Raw genomic sequence first — 23,056 nt, forward strand, 5'->3', positions numbered from 1 at the left:
ACACCGTCGAGACCGTGCAGTGCGTCGATATGTTTCCCCAGACGCCGCACGTCGAGACGGTGGCTTTACTAACGAGAGCGAATTGAACAAAATATTCTGGTGCTGTGAAACAGATTGAAAACAGATATGAAGCAGCGCTAAAGACATGGAGTGGTTAGATGGAAAAATTAGATCTCTTATCATATACCAAAACCGATGATCTGCTGAAAGATTCCAGACAAATTATTGATGCAGCTCAAAAGAGAGCATATCAGGCTGTCAACGTTCTTTTGGTAGAACGTAACTGGCTGCTTGGAAAGAGAATTTCTGAAGAGTTTATGACTGGTGATGGGCAGGAGCGATATGGAAAACAGATTGTCGCGGACTTGTCAAAGGAGCTGACAAAACTATATGGAAAAGGTTTTGATCGTGGATCAATCTATAGATATATCCGTTTCTTCGAGATGTATCCAGAGATTGTTGCCACAGTGTGGCAACAATCTCGTATTCTCTCCTGGAGCCATTACCGTATTCTCCTTCAGGTAGATGATTCAGATGCCCGCGAATGGTATGAAAAAGAAGCGGTCGAACAAAATTGGTCAGTGAGAACGCTGCAGCGTAATGTATCATCTCAGTATTACTATCGCATGTTGAAAACACAGGTGCCTGATCAGGTAGAGAAGGAGATGAAAGAACTGACCAGCCAATGCCAGAATAAGCTGGAATTCATAAAGAATCCGGTGATTGCCGAGTTCTTGGGAATGCAGGAGGATACTTCATATCTGGAGTCTGATCTTGAGCAGTGTATCATAGACAACTTGCAGAAATTCCTGATGGAACTTGGAAAAGGATATGCTTTTGTAGCAAGACAGCAGCATATCCAGACGGAAAAGGAAGATTACTATATCGATCTTGTTTTCTATAATTATATTCTGAAATGTTTTGTCTTGATCGACCTGAAAACACAGAAGATTACGCATCAGGATGTCGGACAGATGGATATGTATGTTCGTATGTATGATGAACTGAAAAAACAGCCGGATGATAATCCAACGCTCGGAATTGTGCTCTGTGCGGATACAGACGAAGATATTGCAAAATATTCTGTGTTGCATGGCAGTGAGCAGCTGTTTGCAACAAAATATAAACTTTACCTTCCGAGTGAAGAAGAACTGAAGGCTGAGATTCAGATGCAGAAGGAACTATTTGAACTGCAGCAAGATGAACATTCTGAACGGAAAGAATAAGGCAAATCGGAATTTGACGAGGATTTGACGTATGGTGGTTATGAATGAATTTTGCATTCTATTTGATTTGGCAATGGCCGTTATTTTCTTTTTGATTGGATTATATTTTTATAAATCTGACGGAAAAGCAGCAAATCTGCTCACGGGCTATAATATGAAATCCATTGAAGAGCGTAAGAAATATGATGAAAAGGAAATGTGTAAAGATTATGGCAAAAGAATGATGCTGTGGGCAATTCCTTTTTTGGCTGGAGCTGTCATTGATATTGGCTTTCCCGGCAAGGGAATGCTGATTGCATGGGTAATTTGGGCTGTGATGTTTGTTTTGCTTCTGATAGAAAGACATAAGAGAGAAGGATAGATCAGGAAATTCCAGTTTACAAATTAGAGAAAGAGCAGGTGCTCCCGTTAAGCGGCGCACCTGCTCTGCTTTAGATATAATATAACTGTATTTACAAATTAGTTTATTATATTATATAGGTTAAATATAAGGGAGTTCGATTTTATGGCTGAACATCTAATTGGGGATTTGTACGAATAAAGCGGAGGCTTATATGGAAACAAAAGTAATAGAAAAGAACGGCGTATCGACTGCTGTGGTTTGGAGTGACGTGGTGCTGATCAAAGATACGCAATCGGCGCTGGACTTGATGATGACGATCAAATACGAGACGGACTGCACGAACATCGCGCTGAATAAAGAGGCCATCGTGAATGATTTCTTCGTGCTCAGCACCGGCATGGCTGGAGAAATTCTGCAAAAGTTTATGAATTACGGCATCCGTTTTGCCATTTACGGGGATTTCTCAGGGTATACCAGCAAGGCGCTGCACGATTTCATCTACGAAAGCAACAACGGACACGATTTCTGCTTTGTGGCAGCGGAGGATGAAGCGGTAGATTGGCTGTGCCGATAAGGCCAGCTTGAGAAGGGCGGTGCCGTTTGCCTGATGGATCAACCTCATATACAATATTATTAAAAACAAGAAGGGGTGCAGCATGACTGATACAAACGAAAAACTGAATTTCTCGTGTGACTATCTGGAAGGGGCGCATGAAAGAATCTTGAAGCGTTTATCCGAAACCAATCTCCAGAAAATGGATGGGTACGGTTATGACCCTTGTTCGGAAAGTGCCAGAGCGCGGATCCGCGAGGCGTGCAGCTGTCCGAAGGCGGAAGTGCAGTTTTTAATCGGCGGTACACAGGCCAACGCGGTGATGATTGACGCCATGCTGCAAAGCTATCAGGGTGTCATCTCAGCGAGCAGCGGCCACGTCAATGTGCACGAAGCCGGCGCGATCGAGGCTGGAGGCCACAAAGTCCTCGCCCTTCCCCAGCACAATGGAAAAATTGCGGTCTCTGATCTCGAACGTTACCTGACGGATTTCGAACAGGACAGCAACCGGGACCACATGGTCATGCCCGGGATGGTGTACCTGTCGCAGCCGACGGAATACGGGACGCTGTACACATTGCAGGAGCTTGAAGCCATCAGCGATTTATGCCACAGCCATCAGGTGAAGCTTTACGTGGACGGCGCGCGTTTGGCTTACGCGCTGGCGAGCCCGGCCAATGACGTGACCCTCCCCGACCTCGCCAGACGCTGCGACGCGTTTTACATCGGCGGCACAAAATGCGGAGCGTTGATCGGCGAGGCGGTGGTGGTGCCGGAACCGGACACCATCCCCCACCTGTTTACGATCATCAAGCAGCACGGTGCCCTTCTGGCCAAAGGCAGGCTGACAGGGATCCAGTTTGACGAGCTCTTTCGGGATGGCCTGTACTTCACGATCGGCAAATCGGCCGTAGACTACGCGGGGCAGATCCAGAAGGCGCTGATCCAAAAAGGATACCGGCTGCTGTTTGAATCCCCGACCAACCAGGTGTATTTAATCGTGCCGGACGACAAGCTGCCGGCACTGGGAGAGGCAGTCGTCTATTCCTTCTGGGAAAAATACGACGAGGCCCACACGGTCATCCGGCTGTCCACAAGCTGGGCCAGTACGCAGGAAGAGGTCGAGCGTTTGATTTCAATTTTGTAAAATTAAAGCGATTCGTAGTGGAGCCGAGCAGATGCGCCCGTCAGCGGCGCACCTGCTCGTTTTTTATTTCTATTCATCTTGACTGCCACATCGTACTTAGAAGAGAAATGTAAAGGATAATATGATATACTTAATATAATCAACAAGCGGTGTGACACGTTTGCAGACGACTGGAGGATAATACGGTGGCGCATTTTATTGAATTCAAAGACGTGACGAAGATCTACGGCACAGGTGAAGCGGAGGTCCGGGCGCTGGACGGCATCCGCTTCTACGTGGATGAAGGCGAATTCTGCGTCCTGCTCGGCTCTTCCGGTGCCGGGAAGACGACGCTTTTGAATATGCTCGGCGGGATGGATCGGGTGACCTCCGGCGACATTTGGTTCGATGGGCGGGAGGTTTCGGCTTTTTCGAAGAAACAGCTCGTCACCTACCGCAGGAAGGACGTGGGCTTCGTGTTTCAGTTTTACAATCTGATCCCGAATCTCACGGCGCTGGAAAATGTGGAGATCGCCGCGATGCTCTGCGAGCATCCCATTCCCGCGGCGGAGGCGCTGGACATGGTCGGCTTGTCCCGCCGGCAGCATCATTTCCCGGCGCAGCTTTCCGGCGGCGAACAGCAGCGCGTGGCGATCGCCCGAGCGCTGGCGAAGAACCCGCGGATGCTGCTCTGCGACGAGCCCACCGGCGCGCTGGATTACGCGACGGGCAAGGCGGTGCTCAAGATCCTTTACGAGCTGGGGAGAGCGCGGGGCACGACGGTGCTGATGATCACCCACAACCAGGCGATTGCGCCGATGGCAGACCGGATTCTCAAAATACGCAGCGGCCAAATCGAGTCCAACGCGCTGAATCCAGACAGGCAGCCGGTGGACGCTATCACGTGGTAGGCACGGACAGCGGTTTGAACAATTTTGGAGGGAAATGGGCATGAAGAATACGGCGGTCCGATTAGCGGCGAGAAGTGTGCGCACCTCGAAGGGACGCTGGCTGGCGCTCTTTCTGATCGTGATGCTCAGCGTCGGCTTTTTTGCCGGGCTCAAGGTGTGCCGCGGCCAGATGTGGATGGCCTGTCAGCAATATCTGAAGGCTCAAAATTTTTACGATTACCGGCTGTACACCTCCCTCGGCTTCACGGACGACGCGATCGCCGAGCTGCGGGATCGGATGCAGTCAAAGGGGGTCGGCGTGCAGCGCCTCGAGGGCGTGAAATCTACAGACGCCACAGGCGCGTACAAGGACGGAAAGGGCGCCGCGCAGAGCGGCGTGTTTCTGCTGATGTCGATACCCAAAAAGGTCAATCGGCCGTCGCTGGTGGCCGGGCGGATGCCGAGGTCGGACGACGAATGCGTGGTCGACGACCGCGCTGCCGGAAGCAGCATCGTCGGCCGCACCATTACCTTTTCAGACGGTGACGGCGGCGACGCCGTATCGGGCCTTAAAAATAGAACGTATACCGTTGTCGGCACGGTGAACTCGCCGCTGTACCTCAATGACGATCGCGGCTCTTCCGAGCTTGGCAGCGGCAAGCGGACGGGCTTCGTCTATCTGCCGAAAGCTGATTTTACGTCTCCGCGTTACACCGAGGTCGACGTGACATTGAAGCGCACGGAGAACCAGGCGGTTTACAGCGACGCGTATGTGAATACGGTGAAGGCGAAAAAGAACAAAATCAAGGCGGCGCTGGCCTCGGCAGCTGCTGACGATTACGAAGGGCTGCTGCAAAACATGATGAAGCAGGCGCAGATAACGCGGGACGCGGCTGTGGCGGTGGCTGCAAATCAAGGCATTGACGCGCCGTCGACCACTGTGTTAACCCGCGCGGAAAACAACGGGTACGCCAGCTTTAAAAACGACACGTCCATCATCGACGGCATCGCCAACGTGTTTCCGGTGTTCTTCATTTTGATCGCGCTGCTCGTCTGCGTCACCACGATGACGCGTATGGTCGAAGAGGAGCGGACGCAGATCGGCACCCTGAAGGCGCTGGGGTGCTCGGATTTTTCGATCACGATGAAATACATGCTCTACGCTGGCAGCGCGGCCCTGCTCGGTTGGGCCGTTGGCTTTTTCGGCGGGACCTGGGGACTGCCGAAAATTTTCTGGTGGGCCTACCGCACGCTTTACGATTTTGGGCCGATCCCCTACGTGTTCAGCCTGCCGATGGCGCTGCTCACCCTCGGGGCGTCGCTGGCGGCGGTGGTTTTGAGCATTTGGATTTCCTGCAGAGGCGAGCTCCTCAGCGCGCCGGCTGTGCTGATTCGGCCGAAGGCCGCGAAACCCGGCAAACGCATCTGGATCGAAAAAATCCGCCCGCTGTGGCGGCGCCTTCCGTTCCTGCGCAAGGTGACGCTGCGCAATATGTTCCGCTACAAGACGCGGATGATCATGATGCTGATCGGCGTTGGCTCCTGCACGGCGCTGGTGCTGACCGGGTTCGGCGTGCGCGATTCGATGATCCACGTGGGAGACAGGCAGTTTGCGAACATTCAGACCTATCAGCTCGCAGTGACCACCGATGCGGGCGATACGGCGGCCGTGTCGGCGGCGCTCTCCCAAAACAGCAAGGTGCGCCGAGTTCTGCCCTGCGTGAGCCAGGTTGTGGACGTCTCGGCCGGTGAACGCATGGGGTCGGTGACGCTGATGAGCTTTGCGGACGGGACGGATGTCCGCGGTTTCTGGCATTTGACGCCGGCGGACGGCAGCGCGGGCCGGGTCCATCTGCCAAAAGAACAAAACGGCGCCGTCATCAGCAAAAGACTGGCGGAAAAACTCGGCTTGAAAAAGGGTGATACCTTTAAAATCGAGGAATCGGCCGCGGAAAACGGCGATCCGGTGACCGCCAAGCTGAAAGTTGAAGATGTTTTTGAAAATTACATCGGCAACACGATTTTCATTAACGAAAAGACCTGCCGGGCGGTTTTCGGCGCGAGTCAAAAGACCGAGGATTTTGCAGCGCTGGCGAACGCTTGTCTGGTCAAGACCAAGGGCACGCCGAACAAGGCGCTGTTGGAGCGGATCAACGGGACGGACGGCGTTACGGGCGTGACCAATCTGGCGGACACGCGGGCGGACGTCAGCAGCTCCGTGTCCTGTCTGAATTACATCATCTGGCTTTTGGTGCTGTTCTCGGGCGCGCTGTCGTTCATCGTGATCTTCAATCTGACCAATATCAATCTGGCGGAAAGAAGCCGGGAGATCGCGACGGTCGAGGTCCTTGGCTTTTACCCGAAGGAGACGCGGGCTTACGTGCTGTGGGAAAATCTGGTCATTTCCATTTTGGCCGGCTTCATCGGCCTGCCCGGCGGATGGCTGTTCACCCGCTTTGTGCTCAGCCGAGTCTTGTTAGACAATATGACGTTCCCCTTTATCATCCACGGGATCAGCTACCTGCTGGCGCTGATCTGCACGGTGATTTTCGCGGCGGTCGTCAACCTGTTCATGGGGCGCGCCATCGGACGCATCGACATGTCGGAATCCCTCAAGGCAGTTGAGTGAGGGAAATTGGAATTTGAGAATGGTAGAGCAAGGAGAGTGTCTTCCTTAATACGCATAGCGACAATTTACCTCCTTTTGTTGCATCGGCGGTCAGATGCATTGATTACAGCAACAAACGTTGCTATAATTTCGTTGTAATCAAAAAGGAAATGCAATTGAAAGGAGCTATATATCATGATCGAAATTATAAAAAATCTTTACCAGTTTTCCATTTATATCCCGCCGATGGATTTTACGATTCATCAGTATCTTCTGGCGAATGACCCGGCAATTCTTTTCGCCGCTGGCACTGTTCAGCAGGTAGAATCGATCCTGCCGGACATCAGGGAAATCCTTGGAGACAAGCCATTAAAATATGTCTTTGTTTCTCACATGGAATCGGATGAAGCGGGTGGCGTTTTTGAACTGCTGAAAGCCTATCCGGACCTTACAGTTATTTGCGGAAATTTAGCTGCTCGTGAACTTCCTGGCTATGGATACACAGGAAAAATCAAGGCAGTTTCAGCCCAAAAGACGTTGACGGACGGCGCTTTGGATTTACAGTTTGTTGACTATCCAGCCGAGGTTCACGGACAGAATGGCGTGCTTTGCTTTGATAAAAAATCCGGAATTTTCTATTCTGCAGATCTTTTCCTTCGCTTTGGAAATGCCTTAGGAAAGACAATTGACTCGGCATGGAAGGACGAGATTACAGCAATTGATGCAGCCAGAGTTCCAGAGGCTGGTCAGCGTAAGAAATTACAGGATGCTCTGCTTAAGATCACCCCTGAGTTTGTGGCAGTGGGTCATGGATTCTGCGTGAAATGTAAATAAATGATTGAAGGCAGTATGTGCTGACCCTTTCGCGGCATTGATCTTCGGATCGGTGCCGCTTTTTGTTGTGCGGCAGGCGATCAAGTCTTAATGGCCGGGTGCGGTCTTATTCGCAAAGATGGTATCGGCGGCCGCCAAGAAGTGGTAAAATAATGTGTATACAATAAAATGTGAAGGAAATGTCAAGCGCGCTTGACGCAGCCTGCAGGAAACGGAGGAGCATGAAATGTCAGAATATTACAGCATCTATCTGCCGAACTACACGATCGGACACGGCGTCTACGAGAAAATTCCAATTGTCTGCCGCGACTACGGCATGTCAGCCGTCATCATCGGTGGGAAAACCGCGCTTTCTAAAGCGGAAGCCAAGATCCGGAAGGCCGCGGAAGCGGGCGGTATGCAGATTACGGGAACACTCTGGTACGGCGGCGAGTGCACCTACGAGAATATGGAAAAGCTGGCCGCAGAACCGGCCGTGCGCCAGGCGAAACTGCTTTTTGCGGTCGGCGGCGGCAAAGCGACCGACACGACAAAGGCACTGGGCGAAAAAATCAACAAGGCTGTTTTTTCGTTCCCGACCATTACGTCAAACTGCGCGGGATGTACGAGCGTCAGCATCATGTACCACGAGGACGGCAGCTTCCTTGAGCCCTTTTTCATCACGCGTCCGCCGATGCACACCTTTCTCGATCTCGATATCATCGCGGCGGCGCCGTGGAAATACATGTGGGCCGGCATGGGAGACACCTACGCCAAGTATTACGAAGCGACGATGTCCTCCCGTGGAGAGGAACTCAGCCACTACGTCGGCCTGGGGGTCACGATCAGCCGGATGTGCCTCGATCCAATTCTGAAGTACGGGCGCAGGGCGCTGGAGGACAATAAAAAAGGTGTAGCCTCAAAGGAACTCGAAAACATTGTACTCGCGATCAATGTCACGACGGCGCTCGTTTCGATACTCGTCACAAAGGACAAAATCATTGATTACAACACCGGCCTTGCGCACGCGATCAATTACGGCCTGACCTCATTCCCCGAGGTCGAGCAAAATCACCTGCACGGCGAAATTGTCTCCTTCGGCGTGCTGATCCTGCTGCTCGTTGAGAGCCAGGTCAATCCCGCATTTAAAGAGCAGTACAAGGAGATGGCCGCGTTCTCCGCGGATGTCGGGCTGCCCAGATGGCTGGACGATTTGGGCTTAACGGACGCTGACGAGGACCGCGTGATCGACTGCGCCATTAAGATGAAGGACATCGATCACAATCCCTATCCGATTACGCGTGAAATGGTGACGAAGGCTTTCGATACACTCAAAGGGGATTATAGAAAATGAAAAAATCCTCAGAAAATTTCCCGGGAAATAATGATCAAAAGCCATTGACCACTCCTGCAGCGCTCATTTTCGGCGTCGCCTTTGTGTGGTTCAGCACGCACTTCGGGGGCGGCTTCGCTTCCGGCGCGCAGCTCTACACCTACTTCATTCGATACGGCATCTGGAGCCTGATCATGCCAGTGGTGGCCATGGCCTACAACGCGTTCTTTTTCTATTATTGCTTCCGTTACGCCAGAAAACACGAAGTCTACGACTACCGTTCGTACAACGACAGCTTTTATGGCAGATTCGCGCCGATTTTTTCGAATCTGTTTGAATTCTTGTACATCGTCGTCATGTGCATCGCGCCCGCGGTCGCCTTTGCGACAGGCGGCGCGACGCTCAACGCGGTGACCGGGATTCCGTACTATCTGTGCACGCTGATTATCGGCGTGTTCATTTTTATCGTCGCTATCTTCGGCACAGACCTTGTGCGCAGGGTTTCGACCGTGCTTTCGATCGTGATCATCGCGGGGCTGCTTGCGGTGTGCATTCCGAACATCATCGTCAATGCCGACGGCATCCGCGCGTCCATCAAAGCCATGACTGCGGCGGGCGGCAGCGCTTCATTCGGGCGCGCGCTCTATTCGGCATTTCTCTACGGCACATTTCAGCTGTGCAACGTCGCCGTCTTTGTGCAGCACGGCAAATCTTTCGCAAAGCCTGAAGACGCGAAGAAAAGCGCGATCCTCGGCTGGATCATCAACTCCGTGCTGATGCTCCTCGTCGTGCTCGGCATCCTGACCGTCTACACCGATCCCAAGATGGCTTCACAGTCGGTGCCTGCCCTTTTCATGGTTCAAAAAGGGGTCGGCACGGCCTTTTTCACGCCGATCATTTCAATTTTGATCATCCTCGGCGCTGTGACCACTGCCGTCAATATGGTCGCCGCGATGGTGAAGCGGATCGGCACCGCGATCGAAACGCCAGAGGAAAAAGCGAAAACGGATGCGGGCAAACCGATTGTAAAGACCATGATTATTTCGCTCCTGTGCTGCGTTGCCGATTTCGGGATCGCGCAGTTCGGACTGATTACGCTGATCTCAAAGGCGTACAGCTTTATCGCCTATCTGGCGATCCCAGTCATCTTGATTCCGTACATCATCCATATGATTGTGACGCGGTTTGATACGAAATAGAAGATGGTGTCATAGCGGATCTTGTCACTGGAGGAACGAAAAAAGCAGTGTCGCCCAAAAAAAGAAAAAGCAGCGCGGCTCGTCTCAACATTAGAGACGAAGCCGCATCTGCCAAAATAGGAAACGCACCAATCGGATCATACCTGTAATGTGCGGAGGATGTCCTCCAATACCAAGCAGAATACAAGCATCAATCATTTCGAATATGAAAAATACGCGACACAGGAGGACAAAATGCTGCAGAAAAATGGCAAAAAGCTTGACAGACGGACCGCCTACACCCGCATGATGATCCGAGAATCCCTTTATCGGCTTCTGGAAAAGAAACACCTCTCGGAAATCACGGTGAAGGAGCTCTGCGAGGGGGCGGAGATCAACCGTGCGACCTTTTATCGGAATTACGCGGACATCTACAATCTCTACGAAAAGCTGGAGGAAGAGCTGACGGAAAGCGCATTCGCGGATGGGAACATTGAAGAGGACAGATATAAACTGCTCGAAGTGATTTACGAGAACCAGACTTTTTACAAAGAGTTCTTTTTGTCAAGGCTCGAGAGCCGGTATATCAAGGCGACCGTCTCAAAGATGTACGAGCAGATGAAGGCCCTGCTTAAGGATAGAGGGACATTGGACGAGCGGACGTTTCAAATATCTTACCAGTACAATTATTACGGCGTCATCGGCGTGCTGAAGGAATGGCTCAATGCCGGCTGCCCGGAAAAACCCAAGGAGCTTGGAGACATTGTGTACGGGATCGTGGAAAAACAGTATCAATGAAGACGGCATCGCGTTAATTTCAGACAACACAGCAAAAAAGCGCTGTGAGGGGAAGAACCCTTCACAGCGCTTTAGGTTTAACCGTTATTTTTCAGCCTTTGCGCCGGCAAAGTAGGGCAGCGCGACGAAGCAGACGCCCCCGATGATGTTGCCGATGGTGACGGCGGTGAGGTTGTAGAGCCATCCGCCGAAGGAGACTGCCTGTCCGGCTGGATCGAGAAGCGAGACGGTCAGCTGGGTCATGTTGGCAATCGAGTGCTCAAACCCGCAGGTGACGAAAGCGAAGAGACACCAGAAGATCATGATCAGCTTGGCACTTTCGGACTTGCACTTAAAGCCGCACCACACGGCGAGGCAGACCAGGATGTTGCAGAGGATCCCACGGATGACGAGCTGTAGGAACGGCGCCGACATCTTAGCGGCAGCGGCGGTGGACAAGAATAACGCAATGGGTTCTGTGTTCAACCCCGAGTAATGGAACAGCAGCGCCAGCAGGGCAGAGCCCGCGAGGTTGCCGAACCAGCAGATGACGAGCAGCTTGAGCGCATCTGCGAAGGTAATGCGTTTTTCGGTCAGACCGGCGGTCATGACCAGCGTGTTGCCTGTAAAAAGCTCTGCGCCCGCGATGATCACGAGGCTCAGCGCGATGCCGAATGAGACCCCCATGACGACCTTCGTCGCTGGCGCGCCGTTCAAAAGCCCGCCGATGACGTTAATCAAGAGGTTGCCGAATCCGATATAGGCGCCCGCGAGCATGGCGTGGACAAAATACCCGCCCGTGCTTTTCTTCAGAAAGCTGACCTTTGCGTTGGCGGCCTTTGAGACTGCTTGATAAGTTTCTCCGTACATGATTTCCCCCTCATTGAATCTGGATGTGATGACGTGTAGATATCCAACATCTATCGTATGTATAGGGTATCATGAAATAGGGGAAAATGATACAATAAAAGTATAATAACTTTCAGAAACCAACAAGGAGAAGCACATGCAGTTGAAGCGCATCGACCTAGACCTTACAGTGTGCAAGGTCCCGTCGGTTAAGGACATTGATCTCGACCTCGGATTTTATTTCATCGGCAGAACGGAGGATGAGATTTCTCTGGTCTGTCAAACAGACAAGACGCCGGCACATACGACGGCGCGGGAGGACGGCTGGCGGGCGTTTCGAATTGAGGGCACGCTGGACTTTTCGCTCATCGGCATTCTGTCGAAAATCTCGACGATTCTCGCGGCGCATCACATCGGGATCTTTGCGGTCTCCACGTTCAATACGGATTACATTTTGGTCAAACAAGACAATTTTGACAAGGCGATGGACGTGCTTGCCGAAAGCGGTTACGAAATCCTTTGAGGCCATTTTCACGCGGCGCCGGACAAAAGCTCAATGTCAAATACGCTGAGCAGTCTAATTAAAAATTAAAATAAAGGAGACAATTGAAATGAACGGAACGGTACGGCTTGAAACGGAAAGACTGGTGCTGCGGCAGCATGCCATCGAAGACGCGGATACGTTGTACGCGCATTTCGGCACAGACGAAAAGATGTTCGAATATTCGGGGTGGAACCCCTACGCGACGCCGGAAATGGCGAGAGCAACCGTTCAGCGTTTTATCGACAGCTACGCGGATGCTCACTTTTTCGGCTGGGCCATCGAGGCAGACGATCAGCTTATCGGGACGGTTGGCGCCTACGATTACGATGCCGAGCAAAGCTGCATAGAGATCGGGCTCAGTATTGACCGCGCGCACTGGGGCAAGGGCTACGCGACGGAAGCAGTGCAGGCCGTGCTCGCCTACCTAACCGGCAGCCAGCAGATCGGTACTGTAACGGCGTGGTGCGCGTCGGACAACATTGGCTCGAAAAAAGCGATGGAAAAATGCGGCATGCAGTGCACCGGTGTCGAGCGCGGCGCCCTGACGATTGGCGGCAAGACCTTTGATAAGCTCAATTTCGCCTACACGGTGGAACAGTAAAGGATCGGGTTGAGATATCAAAGTTAAAGGCACAATTTGAAGGAGACAACGATCAATAATTTATGTAGCAGAGGCGAAACACATCGTCTTGATTCTTCTTTCTTTCTCTTTTATAATAAGAGAAAGAAGAAAGAAAAAGAAAGAAAGGAATGAAGCTCATGCGTTTCGAAGATCAAGATATCGAGTTCAAACAGGAATATGTTCCCGATATCAAAAAAGAAGTGCTGGCCTTCATCAATGCAGACGGCGGTACGATATTGATTGGTGTCCGTAAAGACGGCGAGGTCATTGGGGTGGACAATCCTGATGAAGTGATGCTTCAGAGTGCGAACGCACTGAAAGATGCATTGGTGCCGGACGTGATGCCCTTTGTTTCAATTCATACCGAGACGATGGAGGAAAAGCATGTTGTCGAGATTGATGTTTCTACAGGAACAAACAGGCCGTATTATCTGAGAAACAAAGGGCTTCGCGCAGGCGGTGTATATGTTCGTAAGGGAAGTTCATCACAGCCGATGACGGATGAAGGCATCCGGGAAATGATCCGAACTGCATCTGGCGATTCTTTTGAAGAAATGAGAAGTCTGAATCAATCATTGACGTTTGACACACTGGCATCAGAAATGAAGAGAAGGAACATTGCGTTTGGAAAAGATAAGATGCGCACGCTTAAGATGATAGGAGAAGACGGACTGTACACAAATCTTGCACTCCTTCTGTCGGACCAGTGTCAAACAACAATTAAAGTCGCTGTATTTCAAGGGACGGATAAAGCGGTGTTTCGGGACAGGAAGGAATTCACCGGTTCTGTCTTGAGACAGCTCGAAGATGTGTATCAATTTATTGATCTCAATAATAAGACGCAAGCGACCTTCTCTGGACTTGAACGAACGGATATCCGCGATTATCCGGAAGCGGCAGTTCGCGAAGCACTTTTGAATTGTATCGTTCACAGGGATTACGCTTACAGCGGCAGTACCTTGATCAATATTTATGATGATCGCATGGAGTACGTGTCCCTCGGGGGATTGGTTTCTGGTCTTGAGTTGGATTCTATATTTCTTGGTGTCTCCGTATCGAGGAATCCGAATTTGGCAGCGGTGTTTTACCGAATGCATTTGATAGAAAGCTATGGAACGGGGATCAGTAAAATTCAGCGGGAATATAAGGATTTCGCGATAAAACCTAAATTTGAAACAGCTAAAGGTGTCTTCCGGGTCACACTTCCTGACCGAAATTTTGAAAAATCGCTTGTTCTTAGCGGAGAAGAAGCTCATACCGGATATGCAGCATTGACAAAAACACCAGATATACCTCAGGACGAAAAACAGACCATCTTAAATTTTGTTACAGAAAACGGACAGATCACCAGAAAACAGGTGGAAACCCTGTTGTCGATAGGCAGTACAAAGGCATATCGGCTTCTGACAGATCTTTGCAATGACCAGAAGTTAAGGCCAGAAGGTAATGGGAGAAACAGGAAATATGTGGCCTTTACGTAAAGTGCAGCCGAGAATAAAGCGGCAGCATGTCCGCAGATTCGATATTTAAAGATCAATAGAAAGTTTTTAGAGGCTTCCTGCTGATATTGGCAGGGAGCCTTTTTATGATAGCCCCCTGAAAATATTAAGATTTAACACTAAAAATTTAAAGATATATCGTGGTTTGGCGCCGCGGAACCTTTTATAATGGGTAAAAAGATCAGAGGAAGGAGAAAAGAAATGGTACGAGACGTAAAGATTACAGTTTTAGAGACGACGTTGAACAAAGCGCTGGCCGATCAGTACGGCGTTGACGGGCTCGGTCCGTGTCCGTGCAACCAACCGGGGCAGGTGTATATTTCTCACGGCGGTCTGAAGCCGGACAATTTGTGCGACGACGCGTGGCTGGCATTCGAACGGTTTGTTTTTGCGATGGCTCACGGGACAGACGAGTTTTTCCCTGACTGGATCCGGGTGCCGAAGACGACGATCAACTGCTGCAACGACGGCATCCGTCCCGTTATTTTCCGGCTGGAAGCGATAGAACCTGAACAAACAAAAGCACATGAAGGAGAACAAACAGCATGAAAACAAGAAAAATGGAAATTTCTGAGATTGCCTCAAAGATCGACCCGATCGTCGGGATGAGAGATCAGTGGTATCTCGTCACCGCAGAAAAGGACGGCAGGGTCAATGCGCTGACCGCAACGTGGGGCGCTTTTGGAAACGTCTGGGAAAAGAAGACAGTCACCGTCTACATCCGTCCACAGCGCTACACGAAACAATTCATGGACGCGGCGGGACGATTCACCCTGACCTTCTTTGACGGACATCAGCAGGAAATGATGTACCTGGGCTCTCACTCCGGATAGGACACCCCGGACAAAATGGAAAAGTCGGGCCTGACGCTGACTCATGTGGACGGCGAACCGACCTACGAAGAAGGCCAATATGTGCTCGTCTGCAAAACCCTTTACCGCCAGGCACAGAAGCCGGAAAACTTCATCGATCCTGCCTTTGCAGAAGCTACTTTCCCGGATCACGACTACTCTGTGATGTACGTGGCTGAAATTGAAGCTGCCTACGAAATAGAAAAGTAGAATTCAGAGCCATATTCTAAAATAATAAAGCAATATACGATAAAGGCGCTCCGCTGCCACCGGCGGGGCGCCTTTTTTAGTGTTAGAGAATCCATCTCGATTTGCTTAACAGAAGAACAAGTTTTCAATTTTTATGGCATAATAGATTAGATAAGTAAATGATATGAGGCGCGTAGACAGCACGCCTTTAGAGATAGGAGGGACGCGGATGATCAAAGTGCATGTGCTGCCGTGCGGCAGTACCGTGGTGGACGAGGCCCTGCCTTTTTCGGATCAGTCCAAAAATCCGCTGGCCTTCACCGGGCTGTTCAGAGGGAAAAAGCACAAGGTGAGGGTGACGGTGCGCGCCTACTTGATCGAGCACCCGAAGGGCTTGATCCTCGTCGATACCGGCTGGGACGACGCGATTCGGCAGGACGCTCGGGCCTACGAAGGCTTTTTTAATTACTTCGCGTCGCCCGGCTTTCTTCCCGAGGGCGAGGGCATCGTCGATCAGCTGGCCGCATTGGGCTACCGGACGTCGGATCTGGACTACTGCATTTTGACCCATATGGACATCGACCACGCCGGCGGCATCGGCGAAGTGAAAGACGCCCGCCGCGTGATGTGCAGCGAAGCGGGGTGGCAGGCGGCGAACAAGCGCAATCCCAGGTATTTGAAGCGGCTTTGGCAGGATGTGGACGTGACGACCTTTGAAGATGCCCCACACGATCTTTTCGGCGACGGCAGCGTGGTGCTGCTGCCGATGCACGGGCACTCGGCAGGGATGACGGCGGTCAAGGTCGGCGGGAAGGATCACTATCTGCTGATTGCCGGGGATGCCGGGTACGGCAGGCCCTCCTGGGAGCGGCAGGTTCTTCCCGGCGTGGAATGGAATCGGAAAGAGACGGCGAAATCCCTGAAGCGTCTTCGGGAGTTCGCCCTCGACCCGCACTGCGAGGCGGTGCTGATGACCCACGATAGGGAGAAAACCAAGGACGCCTTTGTACTTTGATGTGGATATAAAAAACAGATTTGAGCGATGGGCGCCTTTATTCCTGACCCGTATTTCAACGTCTACGGGCCGACAAAGGCCTTCGAAATGTTTCTGACCGAAGCGATGTACGGCGAGCTGAAGGGAACGGGCGTCACCGTCTCGGCCCTTTGCCCGGGGCCGACTCAAACCAATTGGGCCGCCAACGCGGGCAAAAGCGATTCAAAAATTGCGAAAGACCCGGATGCGGTCGCGCAGGCAGGCTTTATCGGGATGCAGAAGGGTCAGCTGATCATCATTCCAGATGCAGATTATCGCGCGTTCCGCTATCTGATGCGCCCGCTCCCGGCGAAGCTTCAGGCGCAGCTCATCGCAAAATGGCAGCAAAAGCTGATTGCCCAGGGCTGAGCCAGATAATTTTTACAATACGTTAACAAAATTCATTACCCCATAACAAAACCCCAAGCCGGCGATTAGGAGAGCAGCCGGCTTGGGGGTTTTTGATAGGATGGAGATGGACAAATTCAAAGCTGCAATTCAGAAGTCCATTGATAAAACGCAGATGCTGTTCGATAGTTTGATGCAGGAATACTTTAGTTAAGACTCGCCTGGTAAACTCCTGATTAAAAAGGAGTGTTGACCATGATGGAAGAAAAAATTGTGGCGATTGTCAACGAAATGGCTGAGGTATTGAGTGTGGCGCAGATGAAGAAATTACAGGAGACCCTTTTGCGCCATCTTGCTGAAAACACGGCTGCGCCTCAAAATATTTCCAACACAGAATACGTGGCGCTGTTTTTAGAGGCCAAAACCGTCGAGGGCTGTTCGCCACGGACCATCGCTTACTATAAAGCGACTATTGCGCACCTACTGGCCGCCATTCACGCGCCGGTCCGTCAGATCACAACGGAACAAATCCGCGCGTATTTGGCCGACTACCCCAATCGCAATCAATGCTCGAAAGTGACCGTCGATAATATTCGGCGGAATCTTTCGAGCTTTTTTTCGTGGCTTGAAGAAGAAAATTATATTTTAAAGAGCCCGATGCGGCGCATCCACAAAATCAGAACCAAAAAATCGGTGAAAAACATCATCAACGACGAGTGCATCGAAAAGCTGCGTGACGGCTGTACTGAGCCTCGCGATTTAGCCATGATCGATTTTCTGTATTCCACAGGGATTCGTGTCGGTGAGCTGGTCAATTTAAACATCCGCGACGTAAATTTCCAGTCTAGGGAATGTGTGGTTTTCGGAAAAGGCAATAAAGAACGGATCGTTTATTTCGACGCGAAGTCAAAAATTCATCTGCAGCATTATCTGGCGACGCGGCAGGACGACAACCCGGCTTTGTTTGTCACGCTCAACGCGCCGTACAGCCGGCTGAAGATCAGCGGGGTGGAAATTCGGCTTCGTCGGCTCGGCAGAAGGCTGAATCTGGAGCGCATCTATCCGCATAAATTCAGGCGGACCATGGCGACCCGCGCCATCGATAAGGGAATGCCAATTGAACAAGTGCAAAGGCTATTGGGACATTCGCAAATCGACACGACGATGCAGTACGCGATCGTCAATCAATCCAATGTAAAATCCTCTCACCGCCGGTATATTGGATAGAAGGATCGTTTTATTTATCGACGATACCGCTTCAGCTATTATCTTAGGCTTTTTCTTAGGCTATAACGGAAGGAGATTTGAAAGGTCAAATTAAGATTTGTGCAAGGAGAAGAAATTGACAGATTGGATTAAAATAGAAGATTGTTGTGAAATTTTAGATTCACAACGTATACCTATAAAATCTTCTGAGAGAAAAGCAGGGCCTTACCCATATTACGGTGCTAATGGAATTCAAGATCATGTAGATGATTTTATTTTTGATGATGAACTTGTCCTCCTCGCAGAAGATGGCGGTAATTTTAATTCAAAAGATAAGCCGATCGCATATAGGGTATCTGGAAAATGCTGGGTAAATAATCATGCTCATGTTTTAAAACCTAAAAATAATATCGATGTTGATTATCTATGTTATTCATTAATGTATTATAAAGTTGATGGAATTATTAACGGAGCTACACGTCAAAAATTAACACAATCATCGATGCGAAAAATGAAAATCCCGAAAAGAGATTTAAAAGAACAACATAGAATTACTCAAAAACTAAAAACAATCCAAGATATAAAAGAAAAATATCAACAAGAGAAGAATAAGCTAGAGTATTTAGTCAAAGCCCGATTTGTCGAAATGTTTGGAACGTTTCCAACTAATGAAAAGAAATGGGAGACAGGAATAATTAAAGATCTCGTAAATGAAGTGAGGTACGGTTCTAGTAGAAAAGCAGCTGAAGGTAATTCTGGAAAATATCCATATCTTCGAATGAACAATATTACATATAACGGCGAGTTAGATCTTACCGATACAAAGACCATAGATATCCCAGATAAAGAGTTGGACAAGTGTACAGTTCGCCGAGGTGATTTGCTTTTCAATCGAACAAACAGCAAGGAATTAGTTGGAAAAACATGTGTATATAACAGAGATGAAATAATGGTATTGGCAGGATTTGTTGTGCGCGTTAGATTGAATAAAAAGGCCTTGCCGGAATTTGTATCTGCGTTTTTAAATACAGACTTTTCAAAAAAAATGTTGCTTAATAAATGCAAGACTGCTATTGGCCAGGCGAATATAAATGCTCAAGAGCTACAGAGTATAGGGATTTACATTCCACCAATAGAAAAGCAGAAAAAATTTGTTTCTTTTAAAGCGCAGGTCGACAAATCAAAATTTTTTATATTCCGCATACAGGCGTGCTATAATATTTTTATACAAATCGATTTCAATTCGTTAATTTTTTGAGGAGAGAGGCAATGACCATGACCAACTTCGATCATTTTAAATCCGATCCACAATTTAAGACCTTTGTCGACGTGGCGATCATGGCGGAAAAGCTGATTCATCTGGACCCGTCCACCTGCATCATCAACTGCCGGCGCGCCCTGGAGCTGGCGGTCAAATGGATGTACTCGGTCGACGGCGATTTGATCCCGCCGTACCGGGACAATCTCGCCAGTTTGATCCACACCGAAGAATTTCAGGAAATCCTCGATCCCGATCTCTGGCCGCGCATCCGCTACATTCAGAAAGCGGGCAACCTCGCCGTTCACACCGAAAAGAAAATGACCTTTGAAGCGGCTGCCCTCGCGCTGCAGAACTTGTATTATTTCATCGATTTCGTCGCCTGCTGCTACGGCGAGACCTACGACCCGCGGGAATTTGACGCGGCGCTGCTCAAGCAGAAGCCGAAGAAAGCCATCAAGCCGAAGCTCAAAGCGCCGGCGGTCGATCTCAAGGCTTTGATCGAAGAAAACAAGGCCCTTAAGGCGGAGCTGACGAAGCGCCGGGAAGAACAGGCGTCGTCCTATACCGTCAAGCCGCTGGACATGACCGAATACGAAACGCGCAAGATCTACATCGACATGATGCTGATGGATGCCGGCTGGACCGAAGGGCGCGACTGGCGCAATGAAGTCGAGGTCGATGGCATGCCGAACGCATCGGGAAAGGGCTACGCCGATTACGTGCTCTACGATGATCGGGGCCGGCCCTTGGCTGTGGTCGAGGCGAAAAAAACCTGTGTCGATGTTGGAGACGGGCGCCGTCAGGCGGTGCTCTACGCGAACAGCCTCGAGCGGCAGTACGGGCGCCGGCCCGTCATTTTCCTGACCAACGGCTTCGAGACCCGCATCATCGACGGGCAGTACCCGGAACGGCGCTGTGCTGAAATCTACGCCAAACGCGATCTTGAAAAATGGTTCAATCTGTTGACGATGCGCACCAGTTTAAAAACTATCTCCGTCAATCCGGACATCGCCGGGCGCTATTATCAGGAAGCCGCGATCCGCGCCGTCTGCGACAGCTTCGACCAGAAAAACCGCCGCAAAGCGCTGCTCGTCATGGCCACCGGCTCCGGCAAGACCAGAACCGTCATCGCATTGGTCGACGTCCTGCTCAAGGCGGGCTGGATCAAAAACGTGCTGTTTCTCGCCGATCGAACTGCCCTCGTGCTGCAGGCTAAGCGCAGCTTCGTCAACAACCTGCCGGAGCTGTCCTGCACCAATCTCTGCGCGGACGAAAAAGACTACAATGCCCACGTCATTTTCTCTACCTATCAAACGGTGATCCGCATGATTGACGATACCAAGGACGAGCAAGGCAAGATCTTCTCCTGCGGCCATTTCGATCTCGTCATCACCGACGAGGCCCACCGCTCGATCTACAACAAATACCGTGACATCTTCACGTATTTCGACGCGCCGCTGGTCGGTCTGACCGCGACGCCGAAAAACGAAATTGACAAAAATACCTACGCCTTGTTCGATCTGGAAAGCGGCGTGCCGACTTACGGGTACGAGCTGGCCCAGGCGGTCAAAGACGGTTATCTCGTCGATTTCAGGTCAGTTGAAACGCAGCTCAAATTCGTCGAAAAGGGCATCGTCTACGACGAACTTTCCGATGAAGATAAGAAAGCGTACGAAGCCACCTTTGCCGATCCGGAAGGCAATCTGCCGGAGCGCATCAATTCGTCTGCGATGAACTCTTGGATTTTCAACAAAGATACGATTCGCCGGGTGCTCGACACGCTGATGACGAAGGGGCAGAAGATCGAATACGGCGAAAAAATCGGCAAGACGATCATCTTCGCGAAAAACCACGCCCACGCTGAAAAGATTTACGCCATCTTCCGTCAGGAATATCCGAATCTGCCCGACGATTACGCGATGGTGATCGACAACCATGTGAAATACGCGCAAAGCGCCATCGACGCGTTCTCTGATCCGAAAAAGCTGCCGCAAATCGCGATTTCCGTCGATATGCTGGACACCGGTATCGACGTGCCGGAAATATTGAATCTGGTGTTCTTCAAAAAGGTGCTCAGCAAGGCGAAATTCTGGCAGATGATCGGCCGCGGCACGCGGCTCTGTCCCGGCGTCATAGACGGGCAAGACAAGCAGATGTTCTACATCTTTGATTTTTGCGGCAATTTTGAGTTCTTCCGGGAAAATCCCAACGGGGTAGAGGTGCCCAATTTGATTCCGCTGCAGGGCGCACTGTTTGGCCTGAAACTGCAGATGGTGTACAAGCTGCAAAGCGCCGTGGGGCAGAGTCAAGCTCTTGCTGATTTCAGGAACAGATTGATCACAGAGCTGGCGGCACAGGTTGCGGCGGTTAAGGAAGCTGGCGGATTTAGGGTGCGCCAGCATCTGCGGTACGTTGAGCTTTACGCCAAGCCCGAAAGCTACGCCCATTTCGCGCCGGGCGAAACCAAAATCGTCGCGGACGAACTCGAACTGTTGATTCAACCAGATGAGGACGACGCGGATGCACTGCGCTTCGATGCGCTGATGTTCAAGCTGGAGCTCGTGCATTTAGGTGGGAAAAGGTACAGCCGGGGTGAAAGCGATCTGCTGAAGAAAACTGCCGCCCTGTCCTGCGTGACGACCATTCCCCAGGTGCAGGCGCAGATGGCGCTGATGCACAAAATTCTCAACACCGACTATCTCGAAAGGGCGGATGTGATGGCCCTCGAGACCATTCGCATGGCCCTTCGGGATTTGATTAAATTCATCCCGAAAGACAAAAAGCCGATTTACAACACGAATTTTGAAGACGAGGTGTTGAAGGAAGAATGGAACGAGGCGTATCTCGAAAATGACGATCTCGCCAATTACAAGCAAAAGGCGGCATTCTATATCCGAAATCACGCGAACAACATCGCCATCGCGAAATTGAAGACCAATCAGCCGCTGACAGAAACCGACGTCAGGGCCCTTGAGGATATTCTGTGGAACAAGGTCGGGACCAAGCAGGACTACGAAAAGGAAATTGGGCCGACGCCCCTTGGCGAGTTTGTCCGCAGCATCGTCGGCTTGGACATGAACGCGGCGAAGGAAGCCTTTGCGCACTACGTCGACGCGCACCAGCTCGACAGCCGTCAGATTTATTTCGTCAATCAAATCATCGAGTACATCGTGCACAACGGACTGCTCAAGGATCTCTCGATTTTGCAGGATGCGCCCTTTACCGACCGCGGCAACGTCGTCGAGCTTTTCTCGGACGATCTCGACACCTGGCAGAACATCAGAAAAGCCATCGACGGGATCAACGCCAACGCCGAGGCAGGGTAAATTGAGAGCGAATTGCAGGGAATAAATTAATATTAAGTAATGATGAGGAAGAATGTGAAGACACAGCCTAAAAGTATTAATGCATTAATGAAATACATGCGGGAACAAAAAAATATTGAGATTTCTGGAAGTGTTCAAAAAAGAAACCTTCGAAATATGGGGTATTTTCATGGATATAAGGGCTATCGTTTTTGCAAACGGCCTGAGAGAAAATTTGAGTACACGAATTTTGACGAACTTCAGGCAATTTATGATTTCGATATGGATATTAAAGCGACCGTATATTCTCCATTGATGAGTCTTGAAACGGCGTTAAAAAATTATTGCTTTGAAATATTCAATTCATAATATTATAATATTAAACGGAATGCGGCAAATGTCTTCGGACTATGCCTAAAGAAGTCGGATGCGTCCGGCTTCTTTTTAATTATGGAGCAATGAGCTCCGTTAAGTATGCGAAAGCATGCTTAACAATAAACCA

The 23,056-nt window shown here is 50.5% G+C and carries 23 protein-coding genes; 22 read left to right on the forward strand and 1 reads right to left on the reverse strand.

Going from position 1 to position 23,056, the window contains the following annotated elements:
• Window positions 1-158: 158 nt before the first annotated feature.
• From QZX60_RS04690 to QZX60_RS04735, 10 genes are all read left to right on the forward strand, one after another.
• The gene (locus QZX60_RS04690; RefSeq protein ID WP_295361889.1) at window positions 159-1,226 is read left to right on the forward strand and encodes a YhcG family protein; all 1,068 of its coding nucleotides are present in this window, start codon (window positions 159-161) and stop codon (window positions 1,224-1,226) included.
• Window positions 1,227-1,257: 31 nt separating this feature from the next.
• Window positions 1,258-1,587, forward strand: coding sequence for a DUF3784 domain-containing protein (locus QZX60_RS04695; RefSeq protein WP_295361891.1), 330 nt, complete (start codon window positions 1,258-1,260; stop codon window positions 1,585-1,587).
• A 193-nt stretch (window positions 1,588-1,780) separates the two neighbouring features.
• The gene (locus QZX60_RS04700) at window positions 1,781-2,143 is read left to right on the forward strand and encodes a DUF4180 domain-containing protein (protein ID WP_295361892.1); all 363 of its coding nucleotides are present in this window, start codon (window positions 1,781-1,783) and stop codon (window positions 2,141-2,143) included.
• 82 nt (window positions 2,144-2,225) lie between these two features.
• The gene (locus QZX60_RS04705) at window positions 2,226-3,269 is read left to right on the forward strand and encodes a low specificity L-threonine aldolase (RefSeq protein WP_295361893.1); all 1,044 of its coding nucleotides are present in this window, start codon (window positions 2,226-2,228) and stop codon (window positions 3,267-3,269) included.
• 185 nt (window positions 3,270-3,454) lie between these two features.
• The gene (locus tag QZX60_RS04710; protein WP_295361894.1) at window positions 3,455-4,159 is read left to right on the forward strand and encodes an ABC transporter ATP-binding protein; all 705 of its coding nucleotides are present in this window, start codon (window positions 3,455-3,457) and stop codon (window positions 4,157-4,159) included.
• Between the two features lie 34 nt (window positions 4,160-4,193).
• The gene (locus tag QZX60_RS04715; RefSeq protein WP_295361895.1) at window positions 4,194-6,767 is read left to right on the forward strand and encodes an ABC transporter permease; all 2,574 of its coding nucleotides are present in this window, start codon (window positions 4,194-4,196) and stop codon (window positions 6,765-6,767) included.
• A gap of 174 nt (window positions 6,768-6,941) precedes the next feature.
• Entirely contained in the window at window positions 6,942-7,580 is a 639-nt protein-coding gene (locus QZX60_RS04720) for an MBL fold metallo-hydrolase (RefSeq protein WP_295361897.1), read from the forward strand.
• 226 nt (window positions 7,581-7,806) lie between these two features.
• Window positions 7,807-8,913, forward strand: coding sequence for an iron-containing alcohol dehydrogenase family protein (locus QZX60_RS04725; protein WP_295361899.1), 1,107 nt, complete (start codon window positions 7,807-7,809; stop codon window positions 8,911-8,913).
• Complete coding sequence (locus QZX60_RS04730; protein ID WP_295361900.1) at window positions 8,910-10,091, forward strand: hypothetical protein; 1,182 nt, start codon at window positions 8,910-8,912, stop codon at window positions 10,089-10,091. The genes QZX60_RS04725 and QZX60_RS04730 overlap by 4 nt, the downstream gene beginning before the upstream one ends.
• A 234-nt stretch (window positions 10,092-10,325) precedes the next feature.
• Window positions 10,326-10,868 (forward strand): TetR/AcrR family transcriptional regulator, encoded by a 543-nt coding sequence (locus tag QZX60_RS04735; RefSeq protein ID WP_295361902.1) that lies wholly within the window; start codon window positions 10,326-10,328, stop codon window positions 10,866-10,868.
• A gap of 84 nt (window positions 10,869-10,952) precedes the next feature.
• On the opposite strand, the gene QZX60_RS04740 is transcribed toward QZX60_RS04735, so the two are convergent.
• Window positions 10,953-11,717 (reverse strand): formate/nitrite transporter family protein, encoded by a 765-nt coding sequence (locus QZX60_RS04740; RefSeq protein ID WP_295361903.1) that lies wholly within the window; start codon window positions 11,715-11,717, stop codon window positions 10,953-10,955.
• Window positions 11,718-11,853: 136 nt separating this feature from the next.
• Between QZX60_RS04740 and QZX60_RS04745 the strand changes: the two genes are divergently transcribed.
• The 12 genes from QZX60_RS04745 to QZX60_RS04800 all read left to right on the forward strand — a co-directional run bounded on the left by QZX60_RS04745 (window position 11,854) and on the right by QZX60_RS04800 (window position 22,923).
• Window positions 11,854-12,219, forward strand: coding sequence for an ACT domain-containing protein (locus tag QZX60_RS04745; RefSeq protein WP_295361904.1), 366 nt, complete (start codon window positions 11,854-11,856; stop codon window positions 12,217-12,219).
• 88 nt (window positions 12,220-12,307) lie between these two features.
• Window positions 12,308-12,841, forward strand: coding sequence for a GNAT family N-acetyltransferase (locus QZX60_RS04750; protein WP_295361906.1), 534 nt, complete (start codon window positions 12,308-12,310; stop codon window positions 12,839-12,841).
• Window positions 12,842-12,990: 149 nt separating this feature from the next.
• Window positions 12,991-14,343 (forward strand): RNA-binding domain-containing protein, encoded by a 1,353-nt coding sequence (locus tag QZX60_RS04755; protein WP_295361907.1) that lies wholly within the window; start codon window positions 12,991-12,993, stop codon window positions 14,341-14,343.
• 219 nt (window positions 14,344-14,562) lie between these two features.
• Window positions 14,563-14,910, forward strand: a complete 348-nt coding sequence (locus QZX60_RS04760; protein WP_295361909.1) for a TIGR04076 family protein — start codon at window positions 14,563-14,565, stop codon at window positions 14,908-14,910.
• Complete coding sequence (locus tag QZX60_RS04765; RefSeq protein WP_295361911.1) at window positions 14,907-15,194, forward strand: hypothetical protein; 288 nt, start codon at window positions 14,907-14,909, stop codon at window positions 15,192-15,194. Before QZX60_RS04760 ends, QZX60_RS04765 begins: the two co-directional genes overlap by 4 nt.
• Window positions 15,195-15,209: 15 nt before the next feature.
• Window positions 15,210-15,422, forward strand: a complete 213-nt coding sequence (locus QZX60_RS04770) for a hypothetical protein (RefSeq protein WP_295361913.1) — start codon at window positions 15,210-15,212, stop codon at window positions 15,420-15,422.
• Window positions 15,423-15,630: 208 nt separating this feature from the next.
• Window positions 15,631-16,416, forward strand: coding sequence for an N-acyl homoserine lactonase family protein (locus QZX60_RS04775; RefSeq protein ID WP_295361915.1), 786 nt, complete (start codon window positions 15,631-15,633; stop codon window positions 16,414-16,416).
• A 27-nt stretch (window positions 16,417-16,443) separates the two neighbouring features.
• Window positions 16,444-16,803, forward strand: coding sequence for an SDR family oxidoreductase (locus tag QZX60_RS04780; RefSeq protein ID WP_295361916.1), 360 nt, complete (start codon window positions 16,444-16,446; stop codon window positions 16,801-16,803).
• A gap of 237 nt (window positions 16,804-17,040) precedes the next feature.
• The gene (xerA, locus tag QZX60_RS04785; protein ID WP_295361924.1) at window positions 17,041-18,009 is read left to right on the forward strand and encodes a site-specific tyrosine recombinase/integron integrase; all 969 of its coding nucleotides are present in this window, start codon (window positions 17,041-17,043) and stop codon (window positions 18,007-18,009) included.
• A 115-nt stretch (window positions 18,010-18,124) separates the two neighbouring features.
• The gene (locus QZX60_RS04790) at window positions 18,125-19,246 is read left to right on the forward strand and encodes a restriction endonuclease subunit S (protein ID WP_295361918.1); all 1,122 of its coding nucleotides are present in this window, start codon (window positions 18,125-18,127) and stop codon (window positions 19,244-19,246) included.
• Between the two features lie 11 nt (window positions 19,247-19,257).
• The gene (locus tag QZX60_RS04795) at window positions 19,258-22,575 is read left to right on the forward strand and encodes a DEAD/DEAH box helicase family protein (protein WP_363174771.1); all 3,318 of its coding nucleotides are present in this window, start codon (window positions 19,258-19,260) and stop codon (window positions 22,573-22,575) included.
• A 54-nt stretch (window positions 22,576-22,629) separates the two neighbouring features.
• On the forward strand, window positions 22,630-22,923 hold the full coding sequence (locus tag QZX60_RS04800; protein ID WP_295361920.1) for an Abi family protein: 294 nt from the start codon (window positions 22,630-22,632) through the stop codon (window positions 22,921-22,923).
• Window positions 22,924-23,056: the final 133 nt, after the last annotated feature.

Origin of the sequence: uncultured Pseudoramibacter sp. (assembly GCF_903789625.1) — a bacterium.
Taxonomy (GTDB): Bacteria; Bacillota; Clostridia; order Eubacteriales; family Eubacteriaceae; genus Pseudoramibacter; species Pseudoramibacter fermentans.

Excerpts from the sequence above, each read along its gene's own strand:
- QZX60_RS04715 (WP_295361895.1), top strand. The coding sequence starts at position 4,194 with ATGGGCATGAAGAATACGGCGGTCCGATTAGCGGCGAGAAGTGTGCGC.
- xerA (WP_295361924.1), top strand. The coding sequence starts at position 17,041 with ATGGAAGAAAAAATTGTGGCGATTGTCAACGAAATGGCTGAGGTATTG.
- QZX60_RS04740 (WP_295361903.1), bottom strand. The coding sequence starts at position 11,717 with ATGTACGGAGAAACTTATCAAGCAGTCTCAAAGGCCGCCAACGCAAAG.
- QZX60_RS04780 (WP_295361916.1), top strand. The coding sequence starts at position 16,444 with ATGGGCGCCTTTATTCCTGACCCGTATTTCAACGTCTACGGGCCGACA.
- QZX60_RS04700 (WP_295361892.1), top strand. The coding sequence starts at position 1,781 with ATGGAAACAAAAGTAATAGAAAAGAACGGCGTATCGACTGCTGTGGTT.
- QZX60_RS04690 (WP_295361889.1), top strand. The coding sequence starts at position 159 with ATGGAAAAATTAGATCTCTTATCATATACCAAAACCGATGATCTGCTG.
- QZX60_RS04725 (WP_295361899.1), top strand. The coding sequence starts at position 7,807 with ATGTCAGAATATTACAGCATCTATCTGCCGAACTACACGATCGGACAC.
- QZX60_RS04735 (WP_295361902.1), top strand. The coding sequence starts at position 10,326 with ATGCTGCAGAAAAATGGCAAAAAGCTTGACAGACGGACCGCCTACACC.
- QZX60_RS04745 (WP_295361904.1), top strand. The coding sequence starts at position 11,854 with ATGCAGTTGAAGCGCATCGACCTAGACCTTACAGTGTGCAAGGTCCCG.
- QZX60_RS04755 (WP_295361907.1), top strand. The coding sequence starts at position 12,991 with ATGAAGCTCATGCGTTTCGAAGATCAAGATATCGAGTTCAAACAGGAA.
- QZX60_RS04705 (WP_295361893.1), top strand. The coding sequence starts at position 2,226 with ATGACTGATACAAACGAAAAACTGAATTTCTCGTGTGACTATCTGGAA.
- QZX60_RS04720 (WP_295361897.1), top strand. The coding sequence starts at position 6,942 with ATGATCGAAATTATAAAAAATCTTTACCAGTTTTCCATTTATATCCCG.
- QZX60_RS04775 (WP_295361915.1), top strand. The coding sequence starts at position 15,631 with ATGATCAAAGTGCATGTGCTGCCGTGCGGCAGTACCGTGGTGGACGAG.
- QZX60_RS04695 (WP_295361891.1), top strand. The coding sequence starts at position 1,258 with ATGGTGGTTATGAATGAATTTTGCATTCTATTTGATTTGGCAATGGCC.
- QZX60_RS04760 (WP_295361909.1), top strand. The coding sequence starts at position 14,563 with ATGGTACGAGACGTAAAGATTACAGTTTTAGAGACGACGTTGAACAAA.
- QZX60_RS04765 (WP_295361911.1), top strand. The coding sequence starts at position 14,907 with ATGAAAACAAGAAAAATGGAAATTTCTGAGATTGCCTCAAAGATCGAC.
- QZX60_RS04750 (WP_295361906.1), top strand. The coding sequence starts at position 12,308 with ATGAACGGAACGGTACGGCTTGAAACGGAAAGACTGGTGCTGCGGCAG.
- QZX60_RS04730 (WP_295361900.1), top strand. The coding sequence starts at position 8,910 with ATGAAAAAATCCTCAGAAAATTTCCCGGGAAATAATGATCAAAAGCCA.
- QZX60_RS04795 (WP_363174771.1), top strand. The coding sequence starts at position 19,258 with ATGACCATGACCAACTTCGATCATTTTAAATCCGATCCACAATTTAAG.
- QZX60_RS04770 (WP_295361913.1), top strand. The coding sequence starts at position 15,210 with ATGGAAAAGTCGGGCCTGACGCTGACTCATGTGGACGGCGAACCGACC.